General features: G+C 64.9%; 18 protein-coding genes. 6 read left to right on the forward strand and 12 right to left on the reverse strand.

All coding sequences use genetic code 11. The features are described 5' to 3' along the window. Nucleotides 1-120 precede the first annotated feature (120 nt). The gene (locus VQ045_RS10650) at nt 121-543 is read right to left on the reverse strand and encodes a VOC family protein (RefSeq protein WP_327622433.1); all 423 of its coding nucleotides are present in this window, start codon (nt 541-543) and stop codon (nt 121-123) included. Then, nucleotides 540-2,486, reverse strand: a complete 1,947-nt coding sequence (locus tag VQ045_RS10655; protein ID WP_442873031.1) for a monovalent cation:proton antiporter-2 (CPA2) family protein — start codon at nt 2,484-2,486, stop codon at nt 540-542. The genes VQ045_RS10650 and VQ045_RS10655 overlap by 4 nt, the downstream gene beginning before the upstream one ends. 67 nt (nt 2,487-2,553) lie before the next feature. Here VQ045_RS10655 and VQ045_RS10660 point away from each other — a divergent pair, with 67 nt between their 5' ends. Genes VQ045_RS10660 through lpxK form a run of 6 tightly spaced genes read left to right on the forward strand, consistent with a single transcriptional unit; the run spans nt 2,554 to nt 8,137 of the window. Then, nucleotides 2,554-3,891, forward strand: coding sequence for a TldD/PmbA family protein (locus tag VQ045_RS10660; protein WP_331830082.1), 1,338 nt, complete (start codon nt 2,554-2,556; stop codon nt 3,889-3,891). Nucleotides 3,892-3,901: 10 nt separating this feature from the next. Continuing rightward, nucleotides 3,902-4,684, forward strand: coding sequence for a 3'(2'),5'-bisphosphate nucleotidase CysQ (locus tag VQ045_RS10665; protein WP_331830083.1), 783 nt, complete (start codon nt 3,902-3,904; stop codon nt 4,682-4,684). Between the two features lie 38 nt (nt 4,685-4,722). Beyond that, a complete protein-coding gene (locus tag VQ045_RS10670) occupies nt 4,723-4,956 on the forward strand; it encodes a DUF4170 domain-containing protein (protein ID WP_331830105.1) in 234 nt (77 codons plus the stop codon). A gap of 48 nt (nt 4,957-5,004) precedes the next feature. Beyond that, nucleotides 5,005-5,781 (forward strand): lysophospholipid acyltransferase family protein, encoded by a 777-nt coding sequence (locus tag VQ045_RS10675; protein WP_331830084.1) that lies wholly within the window; start codon nt 5,005-5,007, stop codon nt 5,779-5,781. After that, complete coding sequence (gene waaA, locus VQ045_RS10680; RefSeq protein ID WP_331830085.1) at nt 5,778-7,109, forward strand: lipid IV(A) 3-deoxy-D-manno-octulosonic acid transferase; 1,332 nt, start codon at nt 5,778-5,780, stop codon at nt 7,107-7,109. The genes VQ045_RS10675 and waaA overlap by 4 nt, the downstream gene beginning before the upstream one ends. Continuing rightward, on the forward strand, nt 7,109-8,137 hold the full coding sequence (gene lpxK / locus VQ045_RS10685; RefSeq protein ID WP_331830086.1) for a tetraacyldisaccharide 4'-kinase: 1,029 nt from the start codon (nt 7,109-7,111) through the stop codon (nt 8,135-8,137). The genes waaA and lpxK overlap by 1 nt, the downstream gene beginning before the upstream one ends. 21 nt (nt 8,138-8,158) lie before the next feature. Here lpxK and VQ045_RS10690 read toward each other — a convergent pair whose 3' ends face one another. The 10 genes from VQ045_RS10690 to VQ045_RS10735 form a co-directional block, all read right to left on the reverse strand. Next, entirely contained in the window at nt 8,159-8,374 is a 216-nt protein-coding gene (locus VQ045_RS10690; protein ID WP_331830087.1) for a DUF2093 domain-containing protein, read from the reverse strand. Between the two features lie 132 nt (nt 8,375-8,506). Further along, complete coding sequence (locus VQ045_RS10695; protein ID WP_331830088.1) at nt 8,507-8,890, reverse strand: hypothetical protein; 384 nt, start codon at nt 8,888-8,890, stop codon at nt 8,507-8,509. A 329-nt stretch (nt 8,891-9,219) separates the two neighbouring features. Continuing rightward, a complete protein-coding gene (gene mutL / locus VQ045_RS10700) occupies nt 9,220-11,079 on the reverse strand; it encodes a DNA mismatch repair endonuclease MutL (protein WP_331830106.1) in 1,860 nt (619 codons plus the stop codon). A 125-nt stretch (nt 11,080-11,204) separates the two neighbouring features. Continuing rightward, nucleotides 11,205-13,271, reverse strand: coding sequence for a glycogen debranching protein GlgX (gene glgX / locus VQ045_RS10705; RefSeq protein WP_331830089.1), 2,067 nt, complete (start codon nt 13,269-13,271; stop codon nt 11,205-11,207). Nucleotides 13,272-13,283: 12 nt separating this feature from the next. Then, nucleotides 13,284-14,912, reverse strand: coding sequence for an alpha-D-glucose phosphate-specific phosphoglucomutase (locus tag VQ045_RS10710; RefSeq protein WP_331830090.1), 1,629 nt, complete (start codon nt 14,910-14,912; stop codon nt 13,284-13,286). A 7-nt stretch (nt 14,913-14,919) separates the two neighbouring features. Then, nucleotides 14,920-16,362, reverse strand: a complete 1,443-nt coding sequence (gene glgA / locus VQ045_RS10715; RefSeq protein ID WP_331830091.1) for a glycogen synthase GlgA — start codon at nt 16,360-16,362, stop codon at nt 14,920-14,922. Beyond that, nucleotides 16,362-17,633, reverse strand: coding sequence for a glucose-1-phosphate adenylyltransferase (gene glgC, locus VQ045_RS10720; protein WP_331830092.1), 1,272 nt, complete (start codon nt 17,631-17,633; stop codon nt 16,362-16,364). Before glgC ends, glgA begins: the two co-directional genes overlap by 1 nt. A gap of 166 nt (nt 17,634-17,799) precedes the next feature. Beyond that, complete coding sequence (locus VQ045_RS10725) at nt 17,800-20,301, reverse strand: glycogen/starch/alpha-glucan phosphorylase (RefSeq protein WP_331830093.1); 2,502 nt, start codon at nt 20,299-20,301, stop codon at nt 17,800-17,802. Further along, nucleotides 20,301-21,956 carry a glucose-6-phosphate isomerase gene (pgi, locus tag VQ045_RS10730; RefSeq protein ID WP_331830094.1) on the reverse strand — a complete coding sequence of 552 codons (1,656 nt, stop codon included), beginning with the start codon at nt 21,954-21,956 and terminating at the stop codon, nt 20,301-20,303. The genes VQ045_RS10725 and pgi overlap by 1 nt, the downstream gene beginning before the upstream one ends. Nucleotides 21,957-22,213: 257 nt before the next feature. Next, nucleotides 22,214-23,575: an NAD-dependent succinate-semialdehyde dehydrogenase gene (locus VQ045_RS10735; RefSeq protein WP_327622420.1), complete on the reverse strand. Its 1,362-nt coding sequence runs from the start codon at nt 23,573-23,575 to the stop codon at nt 22,214-22,216. Nucleotides 23,576-23,597 lie beyond the last annotated feature (22 nt).

Raw genomic sequence — 23,597 nt, forward strand, 5'->3', positions numbered from 1 at the left:
GTCAGGGAATCCTTGACGGGCATAGGCGCGCTTGGGAGGGCGTGCCCTGGCACGACCCATCCCTTCCGCGATTTGGCGTCGCTTACCGTGGTACGCGACTGAGCGTCGCCGCGCTGGGCCTCAGCTCGCGAAAACCCGGTTCATGTCCGAGAAACCCTTGAATTCGAGGGCATTGCCGGAGGGATCGTAGAGAAACAGCGTCGCCTGTTCGCCTGGCTCGTCCTTGAACCGGATCATCGGGCGCTTGATCCAGTCGACGTCGTCGCGCTCCGTCAGGCGATCGGCGAGTGCCTGCCAATCGGTCATCGTCAGCACGACGCCGAAATGCGGGATCGGCACGGCGTGGCCATCCACCTGGCCGCCGCCGTCGGCTTTTGTCATTCCGGGACGGCTGTGCGCCGAGAGCTGATGGCCGAACAGATCGAAATCGACCCAACTCTCAGAGGATCGGCCGATATTGGCGCCGAGGACATCGCGGTAGAATGCCCGGGTTTCCTCGAGGTCGCGAACGGGAAAGGCAAGGTGGAACGGTGTCGTGCTCATCGGGACTGGACCTTGTCGAAGTTGCGGCGGCGCCCGGCAAAGGGGCGCCCACGGCGGCGTTTGCGTGGAGGGCCTTCGTCGATCGGTGACGTGTCTCCGTTCTCATCAGCCGATTTTTCGATGGCTTGCAAGGAGGGGCGCGGCTTGACCAGCGGTTCGGGGGTGACGACGCGCGTCGTCACCATGTCGTTGCCGGCGTAGAAGCCTTCGGCTTCCTGCAGCTTCAGCCGCGCCTGATCCCGCCGCCTGACGTCCTCGACGATGCGATCGGCGAGTTCCTCCTCGATTCCGAAGGCGTCGAGCGTTGCCGCACCGAAGGCCAGCGCTGATTCGACCGTCTCCCGTATTTCGAAATCCACACCACGGGCGCGGAGCGACAGCGCGTGCGAGCGGTCGTAGGAACGGACATAAAGGCTGACATTGGGGAATTCGGATCGGATCAGGTCGACGACCCGATCCGTGGTTTCGCGCTTGTTGGTGCAGACCGCGACGAGCTTCGCCTTGCGGATGCCAGCCGCCTCCAGGACGTCCTTGCGCAGGCCGGAGCCGAAATAAATCCGGAAACCGAATTTGCTCGCGTTACGGATGCGCTCGGCCGAGGAATCGATGATCGTCACGTCGATGCCGCTGGAAAGCAGGACCTGCGCTGCCATCTGCCCGAAGCGTGAGAAGCCAACCATCAGAACGGCCGAACCGGCGCCTTCGAAATCCTCTTCCAAAGTCTCTTCTTCGGTATGATCGATGGAAAACCGTCGCCCGAGCCATGTGGCCAACGGTGTCAGCGCCATCGACAGCGTAACGATCGCGATCAGCAGCGAGGAGGTCTCGCGCGGGAAGATCAGGCTCGCGGCCGCGGCGGTGAAGAGGACGAAGCCGAATTCGCCGCCCTGAGCAAGGAGTCCCGAAACCCGCACGGCGGTCGCATGGCTTTGGCCGAAGGCGCGGGACAGGAGATAGATGAAGGCCGCCTTGACGATCATCAGGACCGGTGTGAGGACCAGAATCATCAGCCAGTTGTCCGTGATCACCGACAGGTCGAGCGACAGCCCCACCGCGATGAAGAACAGACCGAGCAATAGCCCGCGAAACGGTTCGATATTGGCTTCGAGTTCGTGCCGGTAGGAAGATTCGGCCAGCAGCACGCCGGCGATGAAGGCGCCCATCGCCATGGAGAACCCGGCGGCCTCCATCAACATCGCCGAACCAAGCACCACGAACAGCGCCGCGCCCAGCATGACCTCGCGCGCGCCGGACGTCGCCATGATCCGAAACAGGGGGTTGAGCAGGTATTTCCCGACGACGAGCAGCGCTACGATTGCCCCGATCGACAGAGCGATGCGTTCGATATCGACCTCGGCGCCCTCGGAAAAGGGCGCCAGGAACGGAATCGCCGCGAGCAGCGGAACGACGGCGAGATCCTGGAACAGCAGGATGGAAAAGGCCGACTGGCCATGCCGTGTGTTGGTCTCGCCGGCCTCTTCGAGCAGTTGCAGGCCGAACGCGGTCGAGGACAGCGCGAGACCGAAGCCGATCACGACGCCAGCTTGCCAGTTCATGCCGAACAGGATCGCAATCCCCGTCAGCGCCGCGCCCGTCAGCACGACCTGGGTCAGGCCAAGGCCGAAAATCTGCCGTCGCAGCGCCCACAACCGGCTCGCCTTCAATTCGAGCCCGATGATGAACAGGAGAAAGACGACGCCGAGCTCGCCGATATGAAGGATTTCCTTGCCTTCGCCGATCAGCTGGAACACCGGCCCCATCACAATGCCGGCGAAGAGATAGCCGAGCACCGTGCCGAGGCCGATGCGCATGAACAAGGTGCCGGCGACGATCCCGCCGCCGAGAATCAGCACGACTTGCATGAAGAGGGATGTGGCCTGTTCCACTGTCGGCGGCTCGTCCTGTCTCGCGGATTCGGCGGCCGTAAACGCGCCGCCTCGCATTCGGCGTCTTGATGGGTGTCGCGTCGCACAATAGATGGTTCCTGAACGAAAACCAGCGGGCGACATCATGCACGACGATACGACGCGGCTCTTGGCGACCGCCGAGCGGCTCATCGAGACCGCCCGCAAGGCGGGGGCGGATGCCTGCGACGTGGCGGTAGTCCGCTCCTTCGGGCGCTCTGTCTCGGTTCGGCTCGGCAAGGTCGAGGAAACCGAAAGCGCCGAGAGCGAGGATATGTCGCTCCGCGTCTTCGTCGGCCGCCGCGTGGCGACCGTCTCGGCGGACATCCACGCCGATGCCCAGCCGCTCGCCGAGCGTGCTGTGGCGATGGCCAAGGTCTCGCCGGAGGACGCCTTCGCCGGGCTTGCCGATCCGCGGCGGCTGGCGCACGACGCGCTCGATCTCGACCAGTTTGACGCATCGGATATCGACAGCCGGACGATGGTCGAGCAGGCGCTCGCCATGGAAGAGGCGGCGCGCGCCGTCGAAGGCGTGACCAATTCAGGGGGCGCCTCGGTTTCGGCCGGGTCGTCGGGGCTGGTTCTCGCCACCTCCTCCGGTTTTGCCGGTCACCGCATGCGCTCGGGATTTTCCCGCTCGGTCAGTGTCATCGCCGGCGAGGGCGTCAAGATGCAGCGCGATTTCGATTTCGATTCGCGCATCCACTCCGCCGATCTGGCGGCGCCGGAGACGATCGGCCGGAGCGCCGGCGAGCGTGCCGTGCGGCGGCTCGATCCCGGGACCGTTGCCACCGGGCGCTATCCGGTGATCTTCGATCCGCGCATCGCCCGCGGTCTCATCGGCAGCATCGTGTCGGCGATCAACGGCTCGGCGATCGCGCGCAAAACCAGTTTCCTCAAGGACCGGATGGGTGAACGGATTCTTCCGGCGACATTCACCATCATGGACGACCCGCTGTTGCCGCGACGACCCGGCTCGCGTTCCTTCGACGGCGAGGGCGTACGCGGCGAGGCAATGGCGCTGGTCGAGAACGGTGTCCTCGTGAACTGGATTCTCGACTCGGCGACAGCCAAGGAACTCGACCTGGAGACCAACGGCCGTGCCAGCCGTTCGTCCGGTGGCGTCTCGCCATCGGCGACGAACGTGCTGGTCTCGCCGGGCGATATGACACCCGCCGAACTCGTCCGCGAGACCGGGCGGGGGCTTTATATCGACGAGCTCATCGGCCACGGCACCAATCTCGTCACCGGTGACTACAGCCGCGGCGCTTCGGGCTTTCTGATCGAGAATGGCGAGATTACCACGCCGGTATCGGAGCTGACCATCGCCGGAAATCTTCGCGAGATGCTGGCCTCGCTCGCCGCCGCGAACGATCTCGACGAGCGATTCTCCATCGTCGCGCCCACGCTTCGAATCGAATCGATGATGGTGGCGGGGCGCTGACTTGACCGGCATGCGCGACGATCTCGAACTGGTGAAGTCCGCCGCAATGGAGGCCGGCGCGGTCGCCATGCGCTTCTTTCGGCGCGATCCAAGGGTTTGGTGGAAGGAGGGCAATTCACCGGTCAGCGAGGCGGACGTCGCCGTCGATGCCTTCCTGAAGGACGCGCTGGTTGGCGCACGGCCGTCCTATGGCTGGGTTTCGGAGGAGATGGAACGGCCCGAGATTCGCGAAGTGGAGGCCGACCGGTTCTTCGTCGTCGATCCGATCGACGGTACCCGTGCCTATCTGCGCGGCGAGGACACCTGGTGCGTCTCGATCGCCGTCATCGAGCGAGGCCGCCCGGTGATCGGCGTCATCGCCGCCCCGGCGCTTGGCGAGGTGTTCGAAGTGACAGCCGATTCCCCGACGCGTCTGAATGGAGCCGTCTGTTCGGTGAGTCGGCCTGGCACCAGCGACCGGCTTCGCCTCGCGGTTCCCGATGCCATACGCAAGCGGCTTGACGCGGCCGGCGGCGAGCCCATCTTGGCGGAAAAAGCGGTTCCCTCGCTCGCCTATCGTCTGGCTCTCGTGGCCTCGGGTCGGCTCGACGGGACGTTGATCCGTCCGCGTGCCAATGACTGGGATATCGCCGCCGCGGACCTTCTCATCGAGAAGGCCGGCGGGCTGTTGTGCGATCGTGGCGGCGTGCCCGCACTTTACAGAAGCGAGGGCAGGAGGCATGGCCTTTTGATGGCGGCATCACATGATGCTATGGCGCGTGTCAGACAGCTGACGAGAGCGATTCCCGATTGATCTCGCTCGGCGGACCGAGCAACGAGGATTCGATTTTAATGGAAGAGCAAGAGCCCAAGCAACTGCTGCACCTGGTGTTCGGTGGCGAGTTGACAGACCTTCAGAGCGTGGATTTCAAGGATCTCGGAAGCCTTGATATCGTCGGAATCTTCCCCGATTACGCGTCGGCCCTCGCGGCTTGGCGGGGCAAGGCGCAGCAGACTGTCGACAATGCGGCCGTGCGCTACTTCATCGTTCACATGCACCGTCTCTTGAATCCGGAAAATGCGTGAGCAGACACCTCAACCATCGCGGTACGGGTCACTATGTCGGATGAAACCATGGCCGACGAGACGGCCGGCAACGCGGCACCCTTGAAGCGGTCCTGGCTTCAGGGGTGGCAGAGACGCTGGCGTCGTATCGGGCGCGATGTGCTTCGCAGCCGGGTCGCCACGGTCCTGGCCGGGGCCGCTATCTACCGAGGCCTGTGCTTCGTGCGCGCGACCCAGAAGGAGGCTCCGGGTTCCTCCGATTGGGAGAGGATTCTCGACGAGGAACATCCGGCCATCGTCGGTCTGTGGCATGGACAGCACCTGCTCGCGCCGTTCTTCCGGCCGCCTAAATTGCCCTATGTGGCACTGCTGTCGCGCAGCGCCGACGCGGAAATCAACGCGATCGTCGTCGAGCGGTTCGGCATCGCGACGGTGCGCGGATCCGGTGGCCGGGCCGGGACGGTCGGTGCGCAAAAAGGCGGAGCCCGGGCGCTGATCGCCCTGCGCCGCTTTCTCGCGGACGGCTTTGGAGTCTGCATGATCGCCGACGTGCCGAAGGGAACGCCGCGAAAGGCCGGTCTCGGCATCGTGACATTGGCCCGCATCACCGGGCGTCCAGTGCTTCCCTCGGCCGCGGTGACCAGCCGCCGCTATGTCGTCTCGAGTTCGTGGGACAAGACCACGGTACCACTGCCGTTCGGCCGTCTTGCCGTGGTCGTGGGAAAACCGATCACCGTTCCCGCCGATGCCGACGATACGATGATCGAAATCAAGCGCCGCGAGATCACGCAGGCGATCAACGCTGCGAACGAGGCGGTCGAGCGGCTTGTGCGAGATGCGCCGTGAGCGACGCGCTCGCCCGCACGGCGCTTGCGGCATATCGTCTCGCCGGATCGCTCGCCTATCCGATGCTCGGCCCCTATGTCGGCTACCGCATTTCGCGCGGCAAGGAGGATCCGGCACGGCGGCGCGAGCGTTATGGCTATGCCAGCATCGAGCGGCCGGATAGCGGGCCGCTATTATGGATGCACGCGGCGAGTGTCGGCGAGAGCGCGGCGGTCGCGCCGCTGGTCCGCGAGATAGCAGCCCATGGCATCAATGTCGTCATGACCACCGGCACGATGACTTCGGCGCATTTCGTCCACGACAACCTCGCCGACTGTGCCATCCACCAATATGTGCCGCTCGACATGAAGCCCACCTTGGCGCGGTTTCTGGATCATTGGCGTCCCGACGTGGCCATCGTGGCCGAGAGCGAAATCTGGCCGATGACCATGCTGGAGCTCGGCCGGCGCCGCATTCCGCAGGTCCTGGTCAACGCGCGCCTTTCGGACAGGTCTTTCAAGCGCTGGAAGTCGGCCCCCTGGCTGGCGGAAGCGCTGTTGGAGAATCTTGCGCATGTCGTCGCCCAGTCGGATGTCGACGGCGAGCGCTTTCGTCTCCTCGGAGCCCGGGCGGTCACTGTCGCCGGCAATCTGAAAGCCGATGTCGGCCCGCCCCCGAGCTCCGAATCGGCGCTTGCCGAACTGCAACGGGTCCTCGGGCGCCGACCCCGATGGGCGGCGCTTTCCACCCATCCCGGCGAGGAAGCGCTGGCCGGGGACGTGCATCGCTCGCTCGCGCAGCGCCATCCCGGTCTCCTCACCATCATCGTGCCGCGGCACGTCGATCGCGGCGACGAGATCGAGCAGGCGTTGCTGGAACAGGGCTTCAAGGTGGCGCGGCGCAGTCGAGGCGAGCAGCCGGACGAGACGACGGATATCCTGCTCGGCGACACCATGGGCGAGATGGGATTGTATCTGCGGCTGACGGACATCGCCTTTCTCGGCAAGTCGATCACCGGGCAGGGCGGCCAGAACCCACTCGAGGCGGCGATGCTCGGGACAGCGGTCCTCTCCGGTCGATTTGTCCAGAACTTCCGCGATGCCTATCAGCGCCTCCTGAAGAACGGCGGCGCGCGGATCGTGCGTGATGGGGAGTCTCTGGCGTCCCATGTCGACCAACTGCTTCGCGAGCCCGAGCGGTTGGCCGACATGGCGGCGGCCGCGGCGGCGACCGTCGAGGAAATGCGCGGCGCGCTTCCCCGCACGCTGCAGTCCCTCCATCCCTTCCTGCATCCGCTGAAGCTGTCGATCAGTCTCGCGCGCCGTTGCCGGCCCGCAATGCCGCGATGATGCTGCAGGAAACCCCGCCTTTCTGGTGGCGGGCGCGCTCGTGGCCGACGCGACTTCTCGCACCGGCGGCGATGATCTACGGGCGCGTCGCCCGGCGCAATCTGGAGCGCGGCGAGCGTGCCGACATCGATGTGCCGGTTTTGTGCGTCGGCAATTTCACCGTCGGCGGCGGCGGCAAGACGCCGACCGCGATGGCGCTTGGCCGGGCGGCGAAGGCGGCGGGCCTTCGGCCCGGTTTCGTCTCACGCGGTCATGGCCGATCGGGCCGTGGGGCGGTCGCGGTCGACCCGGAGCACCACTCGGCGGGCGAGGTCGGTGATGAGCCGCTGCTGCTCGCAACCGTCGCGCCCACTGCTGTGGCGGTTGATCGCAAACAGGCGGCGGCGCTTTTGAAGCGCGAGCATGGCGTCAACTTCATCATCATGGATGACGGGTTCCAAAGTTCGCGCCTGTGGATCGATTACGCGCTCATCGTGATCGACGCGCGGCGCGGGCTCGGCAATGGCGCCGTCATCCCGGCGGGACCGGTGCGGGCGCCGGTCATCGACCAGATCCGCTTGGCGGACGCGCTGCTCGTGGTCGGTCAGGGCGATGGCGGCGACACGGTGATCCGGCGGACGGCGCGAGCCAACAAGCCGGTCTTCGAGGCCGCGTTGGAGCCGCGCGACGGCGATCGGTTCGGCGGCATGCGGGTGCTCGCCTTCGCCGGCATCGCCGATCCGACGAAGTTCTATGCGAGCCTTGCCGCGCTCGGCGCCGAGATCGTCGAGACCCGCGACTTTCCCGATCACCATGTTTTTTCGAAAGGCGACATGGACGAGTTGTCCGCCGCTGCCTGGCGATCCGGACTGCAATTGGCCACGACCCGCAAGGACGCGGTGCGGTTGGCGACGGGAACGACCGCGCAGCAGCTTTTCTTCAAGGAATGCGAGGTGCTCGACGTCGATCTGCGCTTCGAGCCGGACAGCCTCGGCGCGCGGATCGTGCGCGACACGCAGCTGGCGTTCCGGCGCCGCAAGTTCAGGTAGGATTTCCTCCCGAAAGCGGCTTTAGCGCTTTTGGCCGCCGGCCTCCATCTCGCGCCGGAACGAGGCCTCGCCGTCGATATAGGCTTCCTGACGTTCCACGCTCCAATAGCGCAGGAGATCGAGCGGAATCGCCTCGCCGGTGACGGCGCAGCGCACATAGGCGCCCGGCGTAATGACCTGAAAATCCGGCGTGCCGTATTTGAGCTTGGCCTCGCCGCCGCTCTCCATGCGGTTCATAGATGTCTCCGCTTTCGGTGGACCAAGCATGAAAGGCCGGTCGATCGGCTGCTGACTAACGCCGGGCCGAAGAGGCGTCAAATGTCGAGCCCAGTCTAAACTAGTGTTCGATGACCGTCGTGTCGCTCTCGTCTACGGCAGCCGCCCCTCGATGGCCCCGTTTTCGCGGGGGCCTATCCGCTCCGTCTGTACGAGTTCCTTCAGCTTTTCCTTGAACGTGTGGCGAGGATCAATACCGAGAGCTTCTGAAGCAATATCGAAACATGTGCGAATACCTATGGACGCCAGCATATGAAGGTCATTGTCCAGGGCGCGATAGAGCTCAGCAAGGGCTTCGCCGAGTCGCCCTTCGTGTTCTGCCTCAATCGTATTGCTGAACAGCCAATCTGGTCGGACTCTGGACGCGCTGGCAGGCCAATGCCTCTTTTCCTCCCTGTGGAAAGTCAGAGTTTCTCCGCTGGGTCCGTAATCGTGCTCGTAGTCTTCTGAGTTGCTGCTGACGGTCTCTACGAACACGTGCTCGCATCCTCGACATTCAAGAATATACCAGCCAACATGCCACTGGTAGTCGTCGTCACCGCCGCGCTGAGGGTGAAACCCCCGCACTTCGCAGTTCCGAACGCCCGCGCAGATGCCGCATTCGGCCTTCCGGACTGATCCAACCTCTTCCCCCATCTTCCGCTCGGCACTCCCCCACATGTCCGGACATGTCTACTAACCATATCCCTCCTCGTATGGTCCACAACCACCATCAGCGAGGAAGTTCGCATTGAATATTTCGTCCCGCCCGATAGCAGTTTGCCGGATAGGATTTTAATGCGACTCACCCACACCCGTGAGCCACTCTAACGCCGCCCGAACATCTTCTCGATGTCGGCGAGCTTTAACTCGATGAAGGTTGGGCGGCCGTGATTGCATTGGCCGGACCCCGGCGTGGTCTCCATGTCGCGCAACAGGGCATTCATCTCGTCCGGCTTCAGGTTCCGCCCGGACCGCACCGACCCGTGGCAGGCGATCGTCGCCGCAACATGGTCGATCCGGCCGCGCACCGTATCGGCAGTGCCGAACTCGGCCAGTTCGTCCGCCAGATCGCGAACCAGCCGCTGGCAGTCGACGCGGCCGAGGATGGCCGGCGTCTCGCGCACCGCCACGGCGCCCGGTCCGAAGCGCTCGATGCCGAGGCCGAGCTGCGCGAAGGTCGCGGCGTTGTCGGCGAGACGATCCGCGTCGTCCTCGGGCAGATCGACGATTTCCGGGATCAGCAGCAGCTGGGCGGGAAGGGGGCGGCCATGCAGCGCCGTCTTCAGTGCCTCGTAGACCAGCCGCTCATGCGCCGCGTGCTGGTCGACGATGACGATTCCGTCTTCGGTCTCGGCGACGATGAAGTTGCTGTGGAACTGCGCCTTGGCCGCGCCCAGTGGGTGATCGCGTTCTCCCGCCCCTGTGTCGGTCCCGTCACCCGGCGGCTGCAACGGCGCGTCCGCGTGATCCTGACCGAATACCGGTTCCGCATCGCCTCGCTCCAGCGTCGCCGCGTCACAGGCGCCGTTGAGCGGGCGGAAGGGCGATGCGCCGACATCGTAGGCCGCCTGTCGCGGTGCTGCGAAGCCGCCGGGGGCGAAGCCCTCGAAGCGGCGCGAACCGGGCGCGACCGTGGTGGCGCCGTCCGGCCGGAAACGCGCCATCAGGCCGGAAGCATTGGCGGTCGAGGACCGCAAGCCCGCCTCGGTAAAAGCCTGGCGGATCGACCCGACGACAAGGCCGCGCACCAGGCCGGGATCGCGGAAGCGCACATCGGCCTTGGCCGGATGCACATTGACGTCGACCAGCGCCGGGTCGAGCGTCAGGAACAGCACCGCGATCGGGTGGCGGTCCTTCGCCAAAACGTCGGCATAGGCGCCGCGCAGCGCCGACAGCAGCATCTTGTCGCGCACCGGCCGGCCGTTGACGTAGAAGAACTGCGCCAGCCCGTTGCCGCGATTGAAGGTCGGAAGCCCGGCGAAGCCCTCGAGCCGGACCTCCTCGCGCACGGCGTCGATGGCAATCGCATTGTCGCCGAACTCGGCGCCGACGACGGCGGAGATGCGATGAATCCGGTCGGCGTGCGACACCGCCTCGAAGATCGTGCGGCCGCGGTCGGGACCGGCCAGCTCGAATCGCACTTCGGGAAAGGCGATGGCGATGCGGCGGACGATCTCGGTGATCGCGGCGCCTTCCGCCCGGTCGCTCTTGAGGAATTTCAACCGCGCCGGCACGGCGTGGAAAAGATCGCGGACCTCGATCACGGTTCCCTTGGACAGGGCCGTCGGTCGCGGGCCGTCCAGACGGCCGCCATCGACGGAGATCTCATGGGCCTCGGCGGCGCCGTCGGCGCGGGATTTCAACGAGAGCCGCGCGACCGAGCCGATCGAAGGCAGCGCCTCGCCGCGAAAGCCGAGCGTGTCGATGGCCTCGAGACCCCCGGCAAGCTTGGAGGTGCAGTGCCGGCGCACCGCGAGCGGCAGTTCGCCCGCCGGAATGCCGCAGCCGTCGTCGCTCACCCGGATCAGATTCTTGCCACCGCCGGCGGTCGCGATCTCGATGCGCCTTGCACCGGCATCCAGCGCGTTCTCGACCAGTTCCTTGACGACGCTCGCCGGCCGCTCGACCACTTCGCCAGCGGCGATCTGGTCGATCAGGGCATCGGATAGCTGGCGGATGGGCATGGTCTGCAATCGGCCGGGTTCGGACAGGAAAAAGGGAGCGCGGCCCATGCCGACGCTCCCTTCCTTAGTACCGTCTCGTTGCTGTCGCGGCAAACCGGTTCGCCCGCCGGCCTGTGGACGAAGGATCAAGCTTCGCCGTCGTCCTGTTCCTCCAGCATGATGAAGACCGAGCGCGACTGCACCACGACGCCGTCGGCGTGATCGATCCGGCGCGGCTCGAGCTGCGGCCAATCCGACTGGATCTGCAGGCAGTAGACATGGCCCTCGCGTGGCTCGGGCAGCGTCACCGCAACATCCTCTTGGGTGCCGTTGACGTAGATCACCGCCCGCTCGCTTTCGCTGTCGGCTTCGGTCTTCGGCGAATAGACCGACATGCCGACGAAGCGACGCTCCGGATCATTCCAGTCGTCGTCTTCCATGGCGTGGCCGTCTTCCCGCAACCAGATCACGTCCTCGACATCGCCGCCTTCGACCAGTTCGCCGGTCAGAAAGCGATCGGCATTGAGCGCCGGGTGCTCACGGCGCAGTTTGGCCAGCTTGCCGGTGAATTCGATCAAGCCCTCGTCGGCGTTGTCCCAGTCGAGCCAGGTAATCTCGTTGTCCTGGGCATAACCGTTGTTGTTGCCGCCCTGGGTGCGGCCGAACTCGTCGCCGGCGACGATCATCGGCGTGCCGCGCGCGACCAGCAGCGTCGCCAGCATCGCCCGGATGTCCTTGCCGCGCGCGTCGATGATCGCCGGATCGTCGGTTTCGCCTTCGACACCGTTGTTCCAGGAGTGATTGTCGTTGTGGCCGTCGCGATTGTCCTCGCCATTGGCCTCGTTGTGTTTGTCCTCGTACATGGCGATGTCGGCGAGGGTGAAGCCGTCATGGGCGGCGATGAAATTGACGCCCGCCGAAGGCAGCCGGCCGTCGTGATTGTAGAGGTCGGCGGAGCCGGCAAGCCGCGTCGCCAGCGCCCCGATCATGCCGGCCTCGCCCTTCCAGAACTTGCGGACGTCGTCGCGGAACTTGTCCTGCCACTCGAACCAAGGCTTGGGGAAATTGCCGACCTGATAGCCGCCGGGACCGACGTCCCACGGTTCGCCGACATGGATGCGATCCTTCAGCACGTCGTCTTTTTCAATCATCTTGAAGAACGGCGCGTCGTGGGAGAACCCGTCCGGCAGGCGGCCGAGCACCGTGCCGAGATCGTAGCGGAAGCCGTCGATGCCGGTCGCCTGAACCCAGGTACGCAGCACATCGATGAACATCTTGGCCACCGGTTCCTTGTGGGTCGCCATGGTGTTGCCGGTGCCGGTGTCGTTCAGCATGAACTCCGGCTCGCCTTCGGGATGGCGGTAGTAGAGCAGATTGTCGAGGCCGCGATAGCAGATCGTCGGCCCTTCCTCGGAGCCCTCGCCGGAGTGGTTGAAGACGACGTCAAGGAGAACCCGGATGCCGCGCGCGTGCATCGCCTCGACGACCTTGCGAATCTCGGCGAAGCCACCAGGGGCGAGGCGTGGGTCCGGCGCCATATGAGTGATCGGGTTATAGCCCCAAGCGTTGGTCAGGTTGAAATTGAGGAGATGGCCTTCGTCGATCCAGGCGGCGAGCGGCATCAGTTCGACCGTGTCGATGCCGACCTTCTGCAAGTGATCGAGGAAGTATGGCTCGGCCAGCGCCGCGACGGTACCGCGAATTTCCGCCGGCACGTCCGGGTGCCGCTGAGAATAGGCGCGGACCAAGAGTTCGTAGGTGAGCCCGGGGTTCGCAAAGGGCAGCGGCTTGGCGTCGCGGTCCGGCGCTGTAACGATGGCGCGCGGCAGGAACGGAGCGCTGTCGATCTGGCGTTCGGGGGGGGCGGTCAGCGCCGGGCGGTAGGTGAACGGCCGGTCGAGCTGCACCGCATAAGGGTCGACCAGGAATTTCGAATAGTCGAAGCGGTGGCCTTCCTCAGGCTTGTAGGGTCCGACGGCGCGCAGGCCATAGCGGGTGCCGGCGGCCAGGCCCGGCACAAAGCCGAACCGAGTGCCACCATCGCGCCCGGGAAGCGGGATGCGGTCGGTTTCCTGGGTGCCGCCCTCATCGAAAAGGCAGACATGAATCTCGTCGGCATTCTCGGAATAGACTGCGAAATGCACGCCGCCGTCGTCAATCGTCGCACCGAGCGATGCGGGAGCGCCGCGCTCGGCTGTGATGGTGTTGCTCATTGAGCCTCTTGGTCAGGTGATGACGTCCGGGTGGGACCGGCCCGTACGGTTCTTGATCTCTCCGATAACATCGGCGGTGTCGATCAGTTCCGCCAGTGCCTCTTTCGGTGCGATAGCATGTTTGGCTGCGTCCGGCTCGTAGCGCTCGATATAGACGCGCAGCGTCGCGCCCTTCGTGCCGGTGCCCGACAGGCGGTAGACGATCCGCGACCCGCCGGAAAAGACGATCCTCACGCCCTGGCCGGTGGCGACCGAGCCGTCGATCGGATCCTTGTAGGAAAAATCGTCGGCTTCAGAGACGACGAGCGTGCCGAAGCGTTGCCCGGCCATCGAGGCGAGCCGGTCATGCAGCGATTCCATCAGGCCGCGCGCCGCCCGGGTGTCGATCTCCTCATAGTCGTGGCGCTGATAGAAGGTGCGGCCGAATTCCGTCCAATGGCCCTCGACAATTGCCTTCACGCTCTCGCGGCGCTCGGCGAGAATGTTGAGCCATAAGAGCACGGCCCACAGGCCGTCCTTCTCGCGCACATGGTCGGAGCCGGTGCCGGCGCTCTCCTCGCCGCAGATCGTCACCTTGCCGGCGTCGAGCAGCGTGCCGAAGAACTTCCAGCCGGTCGGCGTCTCGTAAAGATCGACGCCGCGCTTCTGCGCCACCCGGTCGGCGGCCTGGCTGGTCGGCATCGACCGCGCGATTCCGACAATGCCCTTGGCGTAGCCGGGCGCCAGATGGGCGTTGGCGGCCAGAATCGCCAGCGAATCCGACGGCGTGACGAGAATGCCCTTGCCGACGATCAGGTTGCGGTCGCCGTCGCCGTCCGAGGCGGCACCGAAATCCGGACCATCCGGTGCCATCATCTCGTTGATCAGGACTGCCGCATGAACGGCGTTGGGATCGGGATGACCACCGCCGAAATCCTCCTTCGGCTCTCCGTTGATCACCGTTCCGGCCGGCGCGCCAAGGCGGTTTTCGAGGATTTCCCTGGCATAGGGGCCGGTGACCGCATGCATGGCGTCAAAGCGGAGGGTGAAACCGGAAACGATCAGTTCGCGAATCTTGCCGAAGTCGAACAGCGTCTCCATCAATTCCGCATAGTCGGCGACCGGGTCGACCACCTCGACCACCATGTCGCCGAGTCGGGTCTCGCCGAGATGGGAGATGTTCGGAGCGGTTTCGGTCCACACGCGATAGCGCGAGATCGTCCTGGTCTTTTCGAAAATCGCCTCGGTCACCGCTTCGGGAGCCGGGCCACCATTGGCGATGTTGTACTTGATGCCGAAATCGCCCTTGGGTCCGCCCGGATTGTGGCTCGCCGACAGGATGATGCCGCCCGAGGCGCCGCGCTTGCGGATCAGATGCGAGGCGGCCGGCGTCGACAGGATGCCGTCCTGCCCGACGATCACGCGACCGTAGCCGTTCGCGGCTGCCATCCGGATCGCGGTGAGGATCACCTCGCGGTTGTAGAAGCGCCCGTCGCCGCCGATGACGAGGCTTTCGCCGGCGTCGCTTCCGGCGGCGTCGAAGATCGCCTGGATGAAATTGGCGGCGTAATGCGGCTTCTTGAAATGCGCGACCTTCTTGCGCAGACCGGACGTGCCGGGTTTCTGGTCGTCATAGGGCTGGGTCGCGATCGTTTCGATCATGGCGGGCCTATTCCTTGATGAGATCGCGGTAGAGATCGGCATAAAGCCGGGCGCTGGCGCGCCAGGACACATCAGCGTTCATGGCGCAGATTTGCATGTCCCGCCAGCGCTTGCCATCGTCGTAGAGGCGGTGGGCGCGCTCGGCCGCTTCGATCAGCGCCGGAGCCGAAGGCGGCGAGAAGATGATTCCGGTCGCCACGCCCGCGCTGGCGGCGGCGTAATTGGCGTCGATCACCGTGTCGGCGAGTCCGCCGACCTTGGTCACGATGGGAATGCAGCCATAGCGCAGCCCGTAGAGCTGGGTGAGACCGCAGGGCTCGAACCGGGATGGGATGAGGATGGCGTCGGCCCCGGCCTGCACCCGGTGCGACAGGGTCTCGTCATAGCCGATTCTCACCCCCACCCGGTCCGGATGCCGGGCATGGGCAGCCAGGAATTGCCCTTCGATCATCTGGTCGCCCGAGCCGACGACGACGAGGCGGATGCCGCGCTCGACCAGATCGTCGCAGGCGTCGGCGACGAGATCGAGACCCTTTTGCCAGGTCAGGCGGCTGACCACCGCGAAGATCGGACCATCGTCGCGCCTCAGGCCGAACTCGCCCTCCAGCGCTCGCTTGTTGTGGCTGCGGGCCTTGGGCGAGCGGGCGCTGTAGGTCTTGGCGATCGCCGGATCGCTCTGCGGGTCCCACACCTCGACGTCGATGCCGTTGACGATCCCGACGAGCCGGTCGCCGAGCCCGCGCAGCAGCCCGTCCAGTCCCATCCCGCCCTCGGGCGTGAGGATCTCCTCGGCATAGGTCGGGCTCACGGTGGTCACCACGTCCGCCGCGTGCAGGCCGCCCTTCAGATAGCCGACATTGCCGTAATACTCGACGCCCTCGATCGACCATGTCGTTGCCGGCAAGCCCAGATCGGCGAAGATGTTGCTAGGATAATTGCCCTGGAAGGCGAGGTTATGGATGGTCACCACCGTCCGCGGCCGCGGCTTGTTGGAGACCGCGAGATAGACCGGCGTGAGCGCGGCCTGCCAGTCATGGGCATGGACGATGTCCGGCGAAAAGCCGGCGATCGCGCCCTGCGCCACGACGGCGCCGGCCTTGGAAAGCGCCGCGAAGCGCGCCCAATTGTCGGGGTGATCGTAGCCGGCCGGGGTGACGTAAGGACCGCCGGGCCGATCGAACAGGTGCGGCGCGTCGAGGACGAGAAGGTCCAGCTCCCCATGCCGCACGGCGCGGATCTCCGCCTTGCCGCCGAACAGGTTGGCGAACCGGCACGCGATCTTGCCGCGCCCGACGCGCTTGAGCACGTCGGGATATCCCGGCATCAGGGTGCGGACGGCGAAGCCGTGCTCGGCCAGCGCCAGCGGCAGGGCGCCCGCGACGTCGGCGAGCCCACCAGTCTTGATCAGGGGAAAGACCTCCGAAGCGACGGAGAGCACGCTGGTCGTCATCAGTAGGCCAGCCTGTCGATCATTGGTTTGGTCACCAGGCAAATTCCGCTCTCGGTTCGCCGAAACCGCTTGGCGTCGAGCTCCGGATCCTCGCCGATAACCAGGCCGTCGGGGATATGGACGCCGCGATCGATGACGACATTGGAGATCCGGGCATGTCGGCCGATGTGACATTGCGGCAGAACGACCGCGTGGTCGAGCCGCGAATAGGAGCTCTGGCGCACACCGGTGAACAGCAGCGACCGGTTCAACATGCCGCCCGAGATGATGCAGTCCCCGGAGACCAGCGAAGACACGGCCATTCCACGGCGTCCCTCCTCGTCATGGACGAACTTCGCCGGCGGCACGATCTCGGCATAGGTCCAGATCGGCCAGTCGCGGTCGTAGATGTCGAGCGGCGGGATGATGTCGGTAAGATCGATATTGGCCCGCCAGTATGCGTCGATGGTTCCCACGTCGCGCCAATAGGCTTCGGTGTCGGGCTCGGCCGCCGAGCGCACGACCGAAGCGCTGAAGCGATGGGCGTAGGCGCTGCCGTGCTTGACAATATGCGGAATGATGTCCTTGCCGAAGTCGCGGTTGGAGTTCGGATCGGCGGCGTCCCGGCGCAGCTGGTCCATCAGGAAATTGGTCTCGAACACATAGATGCCCATCGAGGCGAGGGCGGTGTCCGGCCGGCCGGGGATCGCGGGCGGATCCGCCGGCTTTTCGACGAAATCGGTGATCTTGTAATTTTCATCGACATGCATGACGCCGAAGGCGACGGCTTCCATGCGCGGCACTTCCAGACAGCCGACGGTGACGTCAGCGCCGCTGTCGACATGCTGCTGCAGCATGATCTCGTAGTCCATCTTATAGATGTGGTCGCCAGCAAGAATGACGATGTAGCGCGGCGCGTAGTCCTCGATGATATCGATGTTTTGATAGACCGCGTCCGCCGTGCCTTCGTACCACTGGGTTTCCGAGACGCGTTGGCTGGCCGGCAGGATATCGAAGCTCTCATTGCGGCCGGGTCTGAGGAAGTTCCAGCCGTGCTGCAGATGGCGGATCAGGCTGTGCGCCTTGTATTGGGTGGCGACGCCGATGCGGCGGATGCCGGAATTGATGGCGTTCGACAGCGCGAAATCGATGATGCGCGTCTTGCCGCCGAAAAAGACGGCGGGCTTGGCCCGCGTATCGGTCATTTCCATCAGCCGGCTGCCCCGGCCGCCAGCCAGCACATAGGCCATGGTGTCGCGAGCCAACGGTCCGGCGCGTCTGTTGTCAGGCATGATTCCTCCCACAAGATCTTGCAGGGGCGGCCCGAGCGTCGTTCGCCGCGATCCGACTTCGAATGCTTCCTTGTCCCGCGCCCTGTCCTTAGAGAGCACGATATAGCGTACGCGGGTCAAGCGGCCACACCAAGCCAGCGTCGCCGAACGTCGAACGGCTAGGGCGTTAGCGGTCGCCTCTCGGACCTGCTTTCCAGATGTCGCGCGCATATTCCCGGATCGAGCGATCCGAGGAGAACCAACCCATGCGGGCGGTGTTGTGGACCGCTTTCGCCTGCCATTCGTCCGGGCGTTGCCACAGGGCGTCGAGTTGGCGCTGGGTGTCCCAATAGGCCTTGAAGTCGGCGCAGGTCATCCACCAGTCGTTGTTGTAGAGGTTCGACACCAGGGAATGGTAACGGGACGGGTCGTCGGGCGAGAACACGCCGGAGGAAATCGCGTCCAGCACCTCGCGAAGCAGCGGCTGTCCCTCGATGATCGAGCGGCCGCTGTGGGTTTCGCGCCGGCGTTCCGCCACCTGTTCGGCGGTCAGGCCGAAGATGAAGATGTTGTCCTCTCCCAGATGCTCGAGCATCTCGACATTGGCGCCGTCGAGGGTTCCGATGGTCAGGGCGCCGTTGAGCGCGAACTTCATGTTGCCAGTGCCCGATGCCTCGAGCCCGGCCGTGGAGATCTGTTCGGACAAATCGGCCGCCGGCATGATGATCTCGGCGAGGCTGACATTGTAGTTCGGGATGAACACGACCTTCAAAAGGCCGCGCACCGAGGGATCGGAATTGATCATCTGCGCGACGTCGTTGGCGAGATGGATGATTTCCTTGGCCTGGGCGTAGCTCGGCGCGGCCTTGCCGGCGAAGATTTTCACCCGCGGCGTCCAATCGTGCTCGGGATGGGCGCGAATCTGGTCGTAGAGCGCGATCGCCTCGATGATGTTGAGGAATTGCCGCTTGTATTCGTGGATGCGCTTGACGTGGATGTCGAAGATCGCGTCGGGGTCGACGCTGGTCGCCATCCGTTCGCCGATGAGGTCCGACAGACGCTCCTTGTTGCGGCGCTTGACCGCCGCGAAACGCTCGCGAAAGGCGGAATCGTCGGCGAGCGCGTCGATCTCGCGGATCTTCTCGATGTCGTCGAGGAAGCCGGGGCCGATCGCGTCGGTGATCAAGGCGGTGAGGTCCGGGTTCGCCTGCATCAGCCAGCGCCTCGGGGTCACGCCGTTGGTCTTGTTCTCGATCCGGTCGGGATAAAGCTCGTGCAGATGATGAAAGACGGTCTCCTTCATCAGCTCCGTGTGCAGGGCCGAGACACCGTTCACCGCGTGGCTGCCGACGAAGGCGAGCTGGCCCATGCGCACCCGGCGGCCGTTGCCCTCGTCGACCAGCGAAATCGCGGCGATCTTGGCGTCGTCGAAGCCCTTGTCCTGCGCGGCCGCACGGATGATGTTGGCGTTGATGGCGTAGATGATCTGCATCTGCCGCGGCAGCAGCCGCTCGAACAGATGGATCGGCCAGTGCTCCAGCGCCTCCGGTAACAGGGTGTGGTTGGTGTAGGAGAAGGTTGCCCGGGTGATGTCCCAGGCGGCGTTCCATTCAAAGCCGTGGACATCGATCAACAGCCGCATCAACTCCGCGACGGAGACTGCTGGATGGGTGTCGTTGAGCTGGATCGCGACCTTGTCGGCGAGGTTCGAAAGGGTTTCGTTCTTTTCGAGGTGGCGCTTGATAACGTCCTGGAGCGAGGCGGAGGAGAAGAAATACTCCTGCCGCAGGCGCAATTCCTGGCCGGCCTGGTGCGAGTCAGCGGGATAGAGCACCCGGGTGATCGCCTCGGCCTTGTTGGATTCGACCAAGGCGCCGATGTGGTCGCCGGAATTGAAAGCATCGAGCAGGATCGGGTCGAGCGCCTGGGCGCTCCACAGTCGCAGCGTGTTCACCTGTTCGCCGCGCCAGCCCACCATCGGCGTGTCGAAGGCGACGGCGAGCACGCGCTCGGCTGGCCGCCAGACCTGCCGTGCCGGATGGCCGGGCTCCTGTATCGATACCACCTTGCCGCCGAAGCCGATCTCGTAGGCGGAATCGCGCCGTTCGAACTCCCACGGATTGCCGTGGACGAGCCAGGTTTCCGGCAATTCGACCTGCGCGCCGTCGGCGATCTCCTGGCGGAAGAAGCCGTGGACGTAGCGAATGCCGTAGCCGAAGCCGGGAACGCCGGTCGAAGCCATCGATTCCATGAAGCAGGCAGCGAGCCGGCCAAGGCCGCCATTGCCGAGCGCGGCGTCCGGCTCGAGCAGTTCCACCATGTCGAGTTCGACACCATAGCGGGCGAGGGCCTCGCGGATCTGTTCGGTCAGCCCGAGATTGCTGATCGCGTCGCGCAACATGCGGCCGATCAGGAATTCCATCGACAGATAGCAGACCTGCTTTTCGTTGCTGGCCGCGATCCGGTCGGCGGATTCAAACCAATGGTCGATAATGCGGTCGCGGACGGCGAGCGTCGTGGCGCGCAGCCAGTCATATTTGCGCGCCGCGTCCGGGTGCTTGCCGATCGAATAGGTCAGCTTTTCGACGATCTGGCGCGCCAGCGTATCGGAGTCGTTGAGCCGCGGCTCCAGCTTTGCCGCGCCGTTGCTGTTGCGGGCGGCTTCGGCCGTCTTGAGCGTTGCGGACATCAGGAACCTCTCATGGTGCGTATCGCCGTGATCAGTCCGGCTGTGGAGCCGTCCCGGCCGTCGGCCTCCGCTTCGCCGGTGACCACCGGCACAAGTTTCATCGCCAGTTCCTTGCCGAGCTCGACGCCCCACTGGTCGAATGCGTTGATGCCGTAAAGCTGGGCTTCGACGAAGACGCGGTGCTCATAGAGCGCGATCAGCCGGCCGAGCGTCGCCGGATCGAGCTGCCGGTAGAGGATGGTCAGCGACGGACGTTCGCCGGGAAACACCCGGTGCGGCGCGATCTGTTCGGCCTCCGCCTCGCTTCGACCGGCCGCGATCAACTGCTCGCGGGCCTCGTCGAGCGTGCGGCCGCGCATCAGCGCCTCGCTCTGGGCCAGACAATTCGCCAGCAGGAGGTTTTGATGGGTCTGCATGTCGGACGGCTCGTGAGCGCGCGCGCCGACGAGGAATTCGACCGGAACGACGTCGGTCCCTTGATGCAAGAGCTGGAAAAACGCGTGCTGCCCGTTCGTCCCCGGCTCGCCCCAGACGACCGGTCCGCTGACCGCGACCGGCTGGCCGTCGAGCCCCACTCGCTTGCCGTTCGATTCCATGTCGAGCTGCTGGAGATAGGCCGGAAAGCGGGCGAGCCGCTGATCGTAGGGAATGATCGCCCGCGTCGGATAGTGGCAGACCGCGCGGTGCCAATAGCCGACGAGGCCGAGCAAAACGGGAAGATTCTCGCCGAGCGGGGCAGTCTTGAAGTGCTGGTCGACATCGCGTGCGCCGGCGAGAAATTCGCGGAAGCGCTGCGCGCCGATGGCGATCATCAGCGGCAGGCCGATCGCCGACCAGATCGAATAGCGTCCGCCGACCCAGTCCCAGAAGCCGAAGATGCGATCCTCGGGGATGCCGAAACTCGCGACCTTGTCGAGGGCGGTGGAAACGGCGGCAAACTGCTCGGCCACCGCCGCCTCGCCGAGCGCGGCGACGAGCCAGCGCCGCGCCGTGTCGGCATTGGTCATCGTCTCGATGGTGGTGAAGGTCTTCGAGGCGACGATGATCAGCGTCGTCGCCGGATCGAGGTTCTTGAGCGTATCGGCGATGTGGGCGCCATCGACATTCGAGACGAAATGGATGCGCGGACCGTCGTGATAGGGCGCGAGCGCGAGAGTCGCCATGGCCGGGCCGAGATCGGAGCCGCCGATGCCGATATTGACGACGTCGGTGATGGCGCCGTCGTGCGCTCCGCGGACCTCGCCGTTGCGGATGCGCTCGGCGAAGGCGCCCATCGCGCGCAGCACGTCTTCGATCGCGCCGCTGACCGGCTCGCCGTCCGCTCTATAGCCATCCTTGGGCTCGCCCCTGAGCGCGACATGGAGAACCGAGCGGTCCTCTGTCTCGTTGATCCGCTCGCCGGCAAACATCGCGTCCCTTCGTGCCTCGACCCCGCGCTCTCGGGCCAGGTCGAGTAGCGCGGCGCGCGCTTTAGCGTCGATGGCGGTCTTCGAATAATCGAGAACGACGTCGCCGAGACGCGCGGAAAAGCGCGCGAATCGCTCGGGATCGTCGGCGAACAACTGGCGGATTCCGCGTGACAGCGCCGTTGTTGCGATAATGGCGAGTTCGCCGCGGTCGTCGTTCGGGGTGTTGCGATTGTTAGGTTGGCTCATTCTGGCTGCAATCCGCCGTGTGTGTTTTGCCGAGCCCCCGATCCCCGCCTGGGCCGGGATTTTTAAGCGGGTTGCGCATGAGAGGCAAACGATCTGCCTGTGGAAAAGTGACGCATTTTCGGGCAGTGGGGAAATCTGCAACACAAATCATCGACAGTGCCAGTTGGGTTCGTGGCTGTTTGCCTGACTGCGGAGCAGGTCGTCTGCATCTGAATTGGAGCGGGAGACCGTCATTCGAATGGCGGCCTCCCGCAAGGTCAGTCGATTGTCACGGTCTTTGCGTTCATGAACGCGTGAATGCCCTCATGGGAGAGTTCGCGCCCATAGCCGGATTTTTTGACGCCGCCGAAGGGGAGGCGCGAATCGGAGGCGGTCATGCGGTTGATATGGGTGCCGCCCTGGTCGAGGTCGCGGACGAAACGCTCCTGCTCCTTCGCCTCGTTGGTCCAGACCGAGCCGCCAAGCCCGAATTCGGAATCGTTGGCGAGTGCGATGGCTGCGTCGATAGACCGCACCTTAAAGAAGATCGCGCAGGGGCCGAACAATTCCTCGCGATAGGCGGGGGCCGCCTCTGGAACGTCCGCCAGGATCGAGGGCTGGAAGAAGTAGCCCGGTCCCTCCGGCGCGCTGCCGCCGGTAACCAGCTTGGCGCCGACCTTCGTCGAGCGCGCGATCTGGTCGTCGATGTCCTCGACGCCGGCCTTCATGGCGAGCGGGCCCATGCCGGTGTCGTCGGCCATCGGATCGCCGAGCTTGATGGCTTCGACCTTTTCCTGGTAGCGGCCAAGATAGTCGTCATAGACGTCCTCATGCACGATGAAGCGCTTGGCGGCGATGCAGCTCTGGCCGCTGTTCTGCATCCGGGCCGTCACCCCGACATCGACCGCCTTTTCGATGTCGGCCGACGGCATGACGATGAACGGGTCGGAACCGCCGAGTTCGAGCACCGTCGTCTTGATCTGCGAGCCGGCCGTCGCGGCGACGGCCGATCCCGCGCCCTCGCTGCCGGTGAGCGTGGCGGCGCGAATCCGGTTGTCCTTGAGAATGCGTTCGACCTTGCCGGAGGAAATCAGCAGCGTCTGGAACACGCCCTGTGGCGCGTCCGCGTCCAGAAAGATTTTCTCGATCTCAAGCGCGCATTGGCTGACGTTGGAGGCGTGTTTCAGGATGCCGACATTGCCGGCCATGATCGCCGGCGCGGCGAATCGGAAGCACTGCCAGTAGGGGAAGTTCCACGGCATCACCGCGAGCACCGGCCCGATCGGCAGATAGGCCACGAAATTCTTCTTCGCCGGCCCCGAGCGATGGTCGTCGGCCAGAAGCTTTTCGCCTTCTTCGGCGTAGTAGCGGCAGGCCGTGGCGCATTTTTCGACCTCGGCCACGGCTTCCTTCAACCGCTTGCCCATTTCGCGCGTCGCGATGCGGGCGAGTTCGTCTTTTCGACGTTCGAGTTCATCGGCCGCTCGCAGCAACACCTCGGCCCGGCGGGAATAGGATGACGTGCGCCAGTCGCGAAAAGCGCTGTCGGCGTTGGCAAGCGCGCGATCGATGTCCTGATCGGTGTGCTCGGCGAATTTTTCGATGGTCTCGCCCGTCGCCGGATTGATGCTTGTCGGCATGATCAGCCCCCTCTTCTTCCGT

This window comes from Aurantimonas sp. E1-2-R+4, from assembly GCF_036549515.1.
Classification (GTDB): domain Bacteria; phylum Pseudomonadota; class Alphaproteobacteria; order Rhizobiales; family Rhizobiaceae; genus Aurantimonas; species Aurantimonas coralicida_A.

What these genes read in the sequence shown, in the direction of transcription:
- VQ045_RS10650 (WP_327622433.1), bottom strand. Translation starts at nt 543, where the DNA reads ATGAGCACGACACCGTTCCACCTTGCCTTTCCCGTTCGCGACCTCGAG.
- VQ045_RS10655 (WP_442873031.1), bottom strand. Translation starts at nt 2,486, where the DNA reads ATGCGAGGCGGCGCGTTTACGGCCGCCGAATCCGCGAGACAGGACGAG.
- VQ045_RS10660 (WP_331830082.1), top strand. Translation starts at nt 2,554, where the DNA reads ATGCACGACGATACGACGCGGCTCTTGGCGACCGCCGAGCGGCTCATC.
- VQ045_RS10665 (WP_331830083.1), top strand. Translation starts at nt 3,902, where the DNA reads ATGCGCGACGATCTCGAACTGGTGAAGTCCGCCGCAATGGAGGCCGGC.
- VQ045_RS10670 (WP_331830105.1), top strand. Translation starts at nt 4,723, where the DNA reads ATGGAAGAGCAAGAGCCCAAGCAACTGCTGCACCTGGTGTTCGGTGGC.
- VQ045_RS10675 (WP_331830084.1), top strand. Translation starts at nt 5,005, where the DNA reads ATGGCCGACGAGACGGCCGGCAACGCGGCACCCTTGAAGCGGTCCTGG.
- lpxK (WP_331830086.1), top strand. Translation starts at nt 7,109, where the DNA reads ATGCTGCAGGAAACCCCGCCTTTCTGGTGGCGGGCGCGCTCGTGGCCG.
- VQ045_RS10690 (WP_331830087.1), bottom strand. Translation starts at nt 8,374, where the DNA reads ATGAACCGCATGGAGAGCGGCGGCGAGGCCAAGCTCAAATACGGCACG.
- mutL (WP_331830106.1), bottom strand. Translation starts at nt 11,079, where the DNA reads ATGCCCATCCGCCAGCTATCCGATGCCCTGATCGACCAGATCGCCGCT.
- glgX (WP_331830089.1), bottom strand. Translation starts at nt 13,271, where the DNA reads ATGAGCAACACCATCACAGCCGAGCGCGGCGCTCCCGCATCGCTCGGT.
- VQ045_RS10710 (WP_331830090.1), bottom strand. Translation starts at nt 14,912, where the DNA reads ATGATCGAAACGATCGCGACCCAGCCCTATGACGACCAGAAACCCGGC.
- glgA (WP_331830091.1), bottom strand. Translation starts at nt 16,362, where the DNA reads ATGACGACCAGCGTGCTCTCCGTCGCTTCGGAGGTCTTTCCCCTGATC.
- glgC (WP_331830092.1), bottom strand. Translation starts at nt 17,633, where the DNA reads ATGCCTGACAACAGACGCGCCGGACCGTTGGCTCGCGACACCATGGCC.
- VQ045_RS10725 (WP_331830093.1), bottom strand. Translation starts at nt 20,301, where the DNA reads ATGTCCGCAACGCTCAAGACGGCCGAAGCCGCCCGCAACAGCAACGGC.
- pgi (WP_331830094.1), bottom strand. Translation starts at nt 21,956, where the DNA reads ATGAGCCAACCTAACAATCGCAACACCCCGAACGACGACCGCGGCGAA.
- VQ045_RS10735 (WP_327622420.1), bottom strand. Translation starts at nt 23,575, where the DNA reads ATGCCGACAAGCATCAATCCGGCGACGGGCGAGACCATCGAAAAATTC.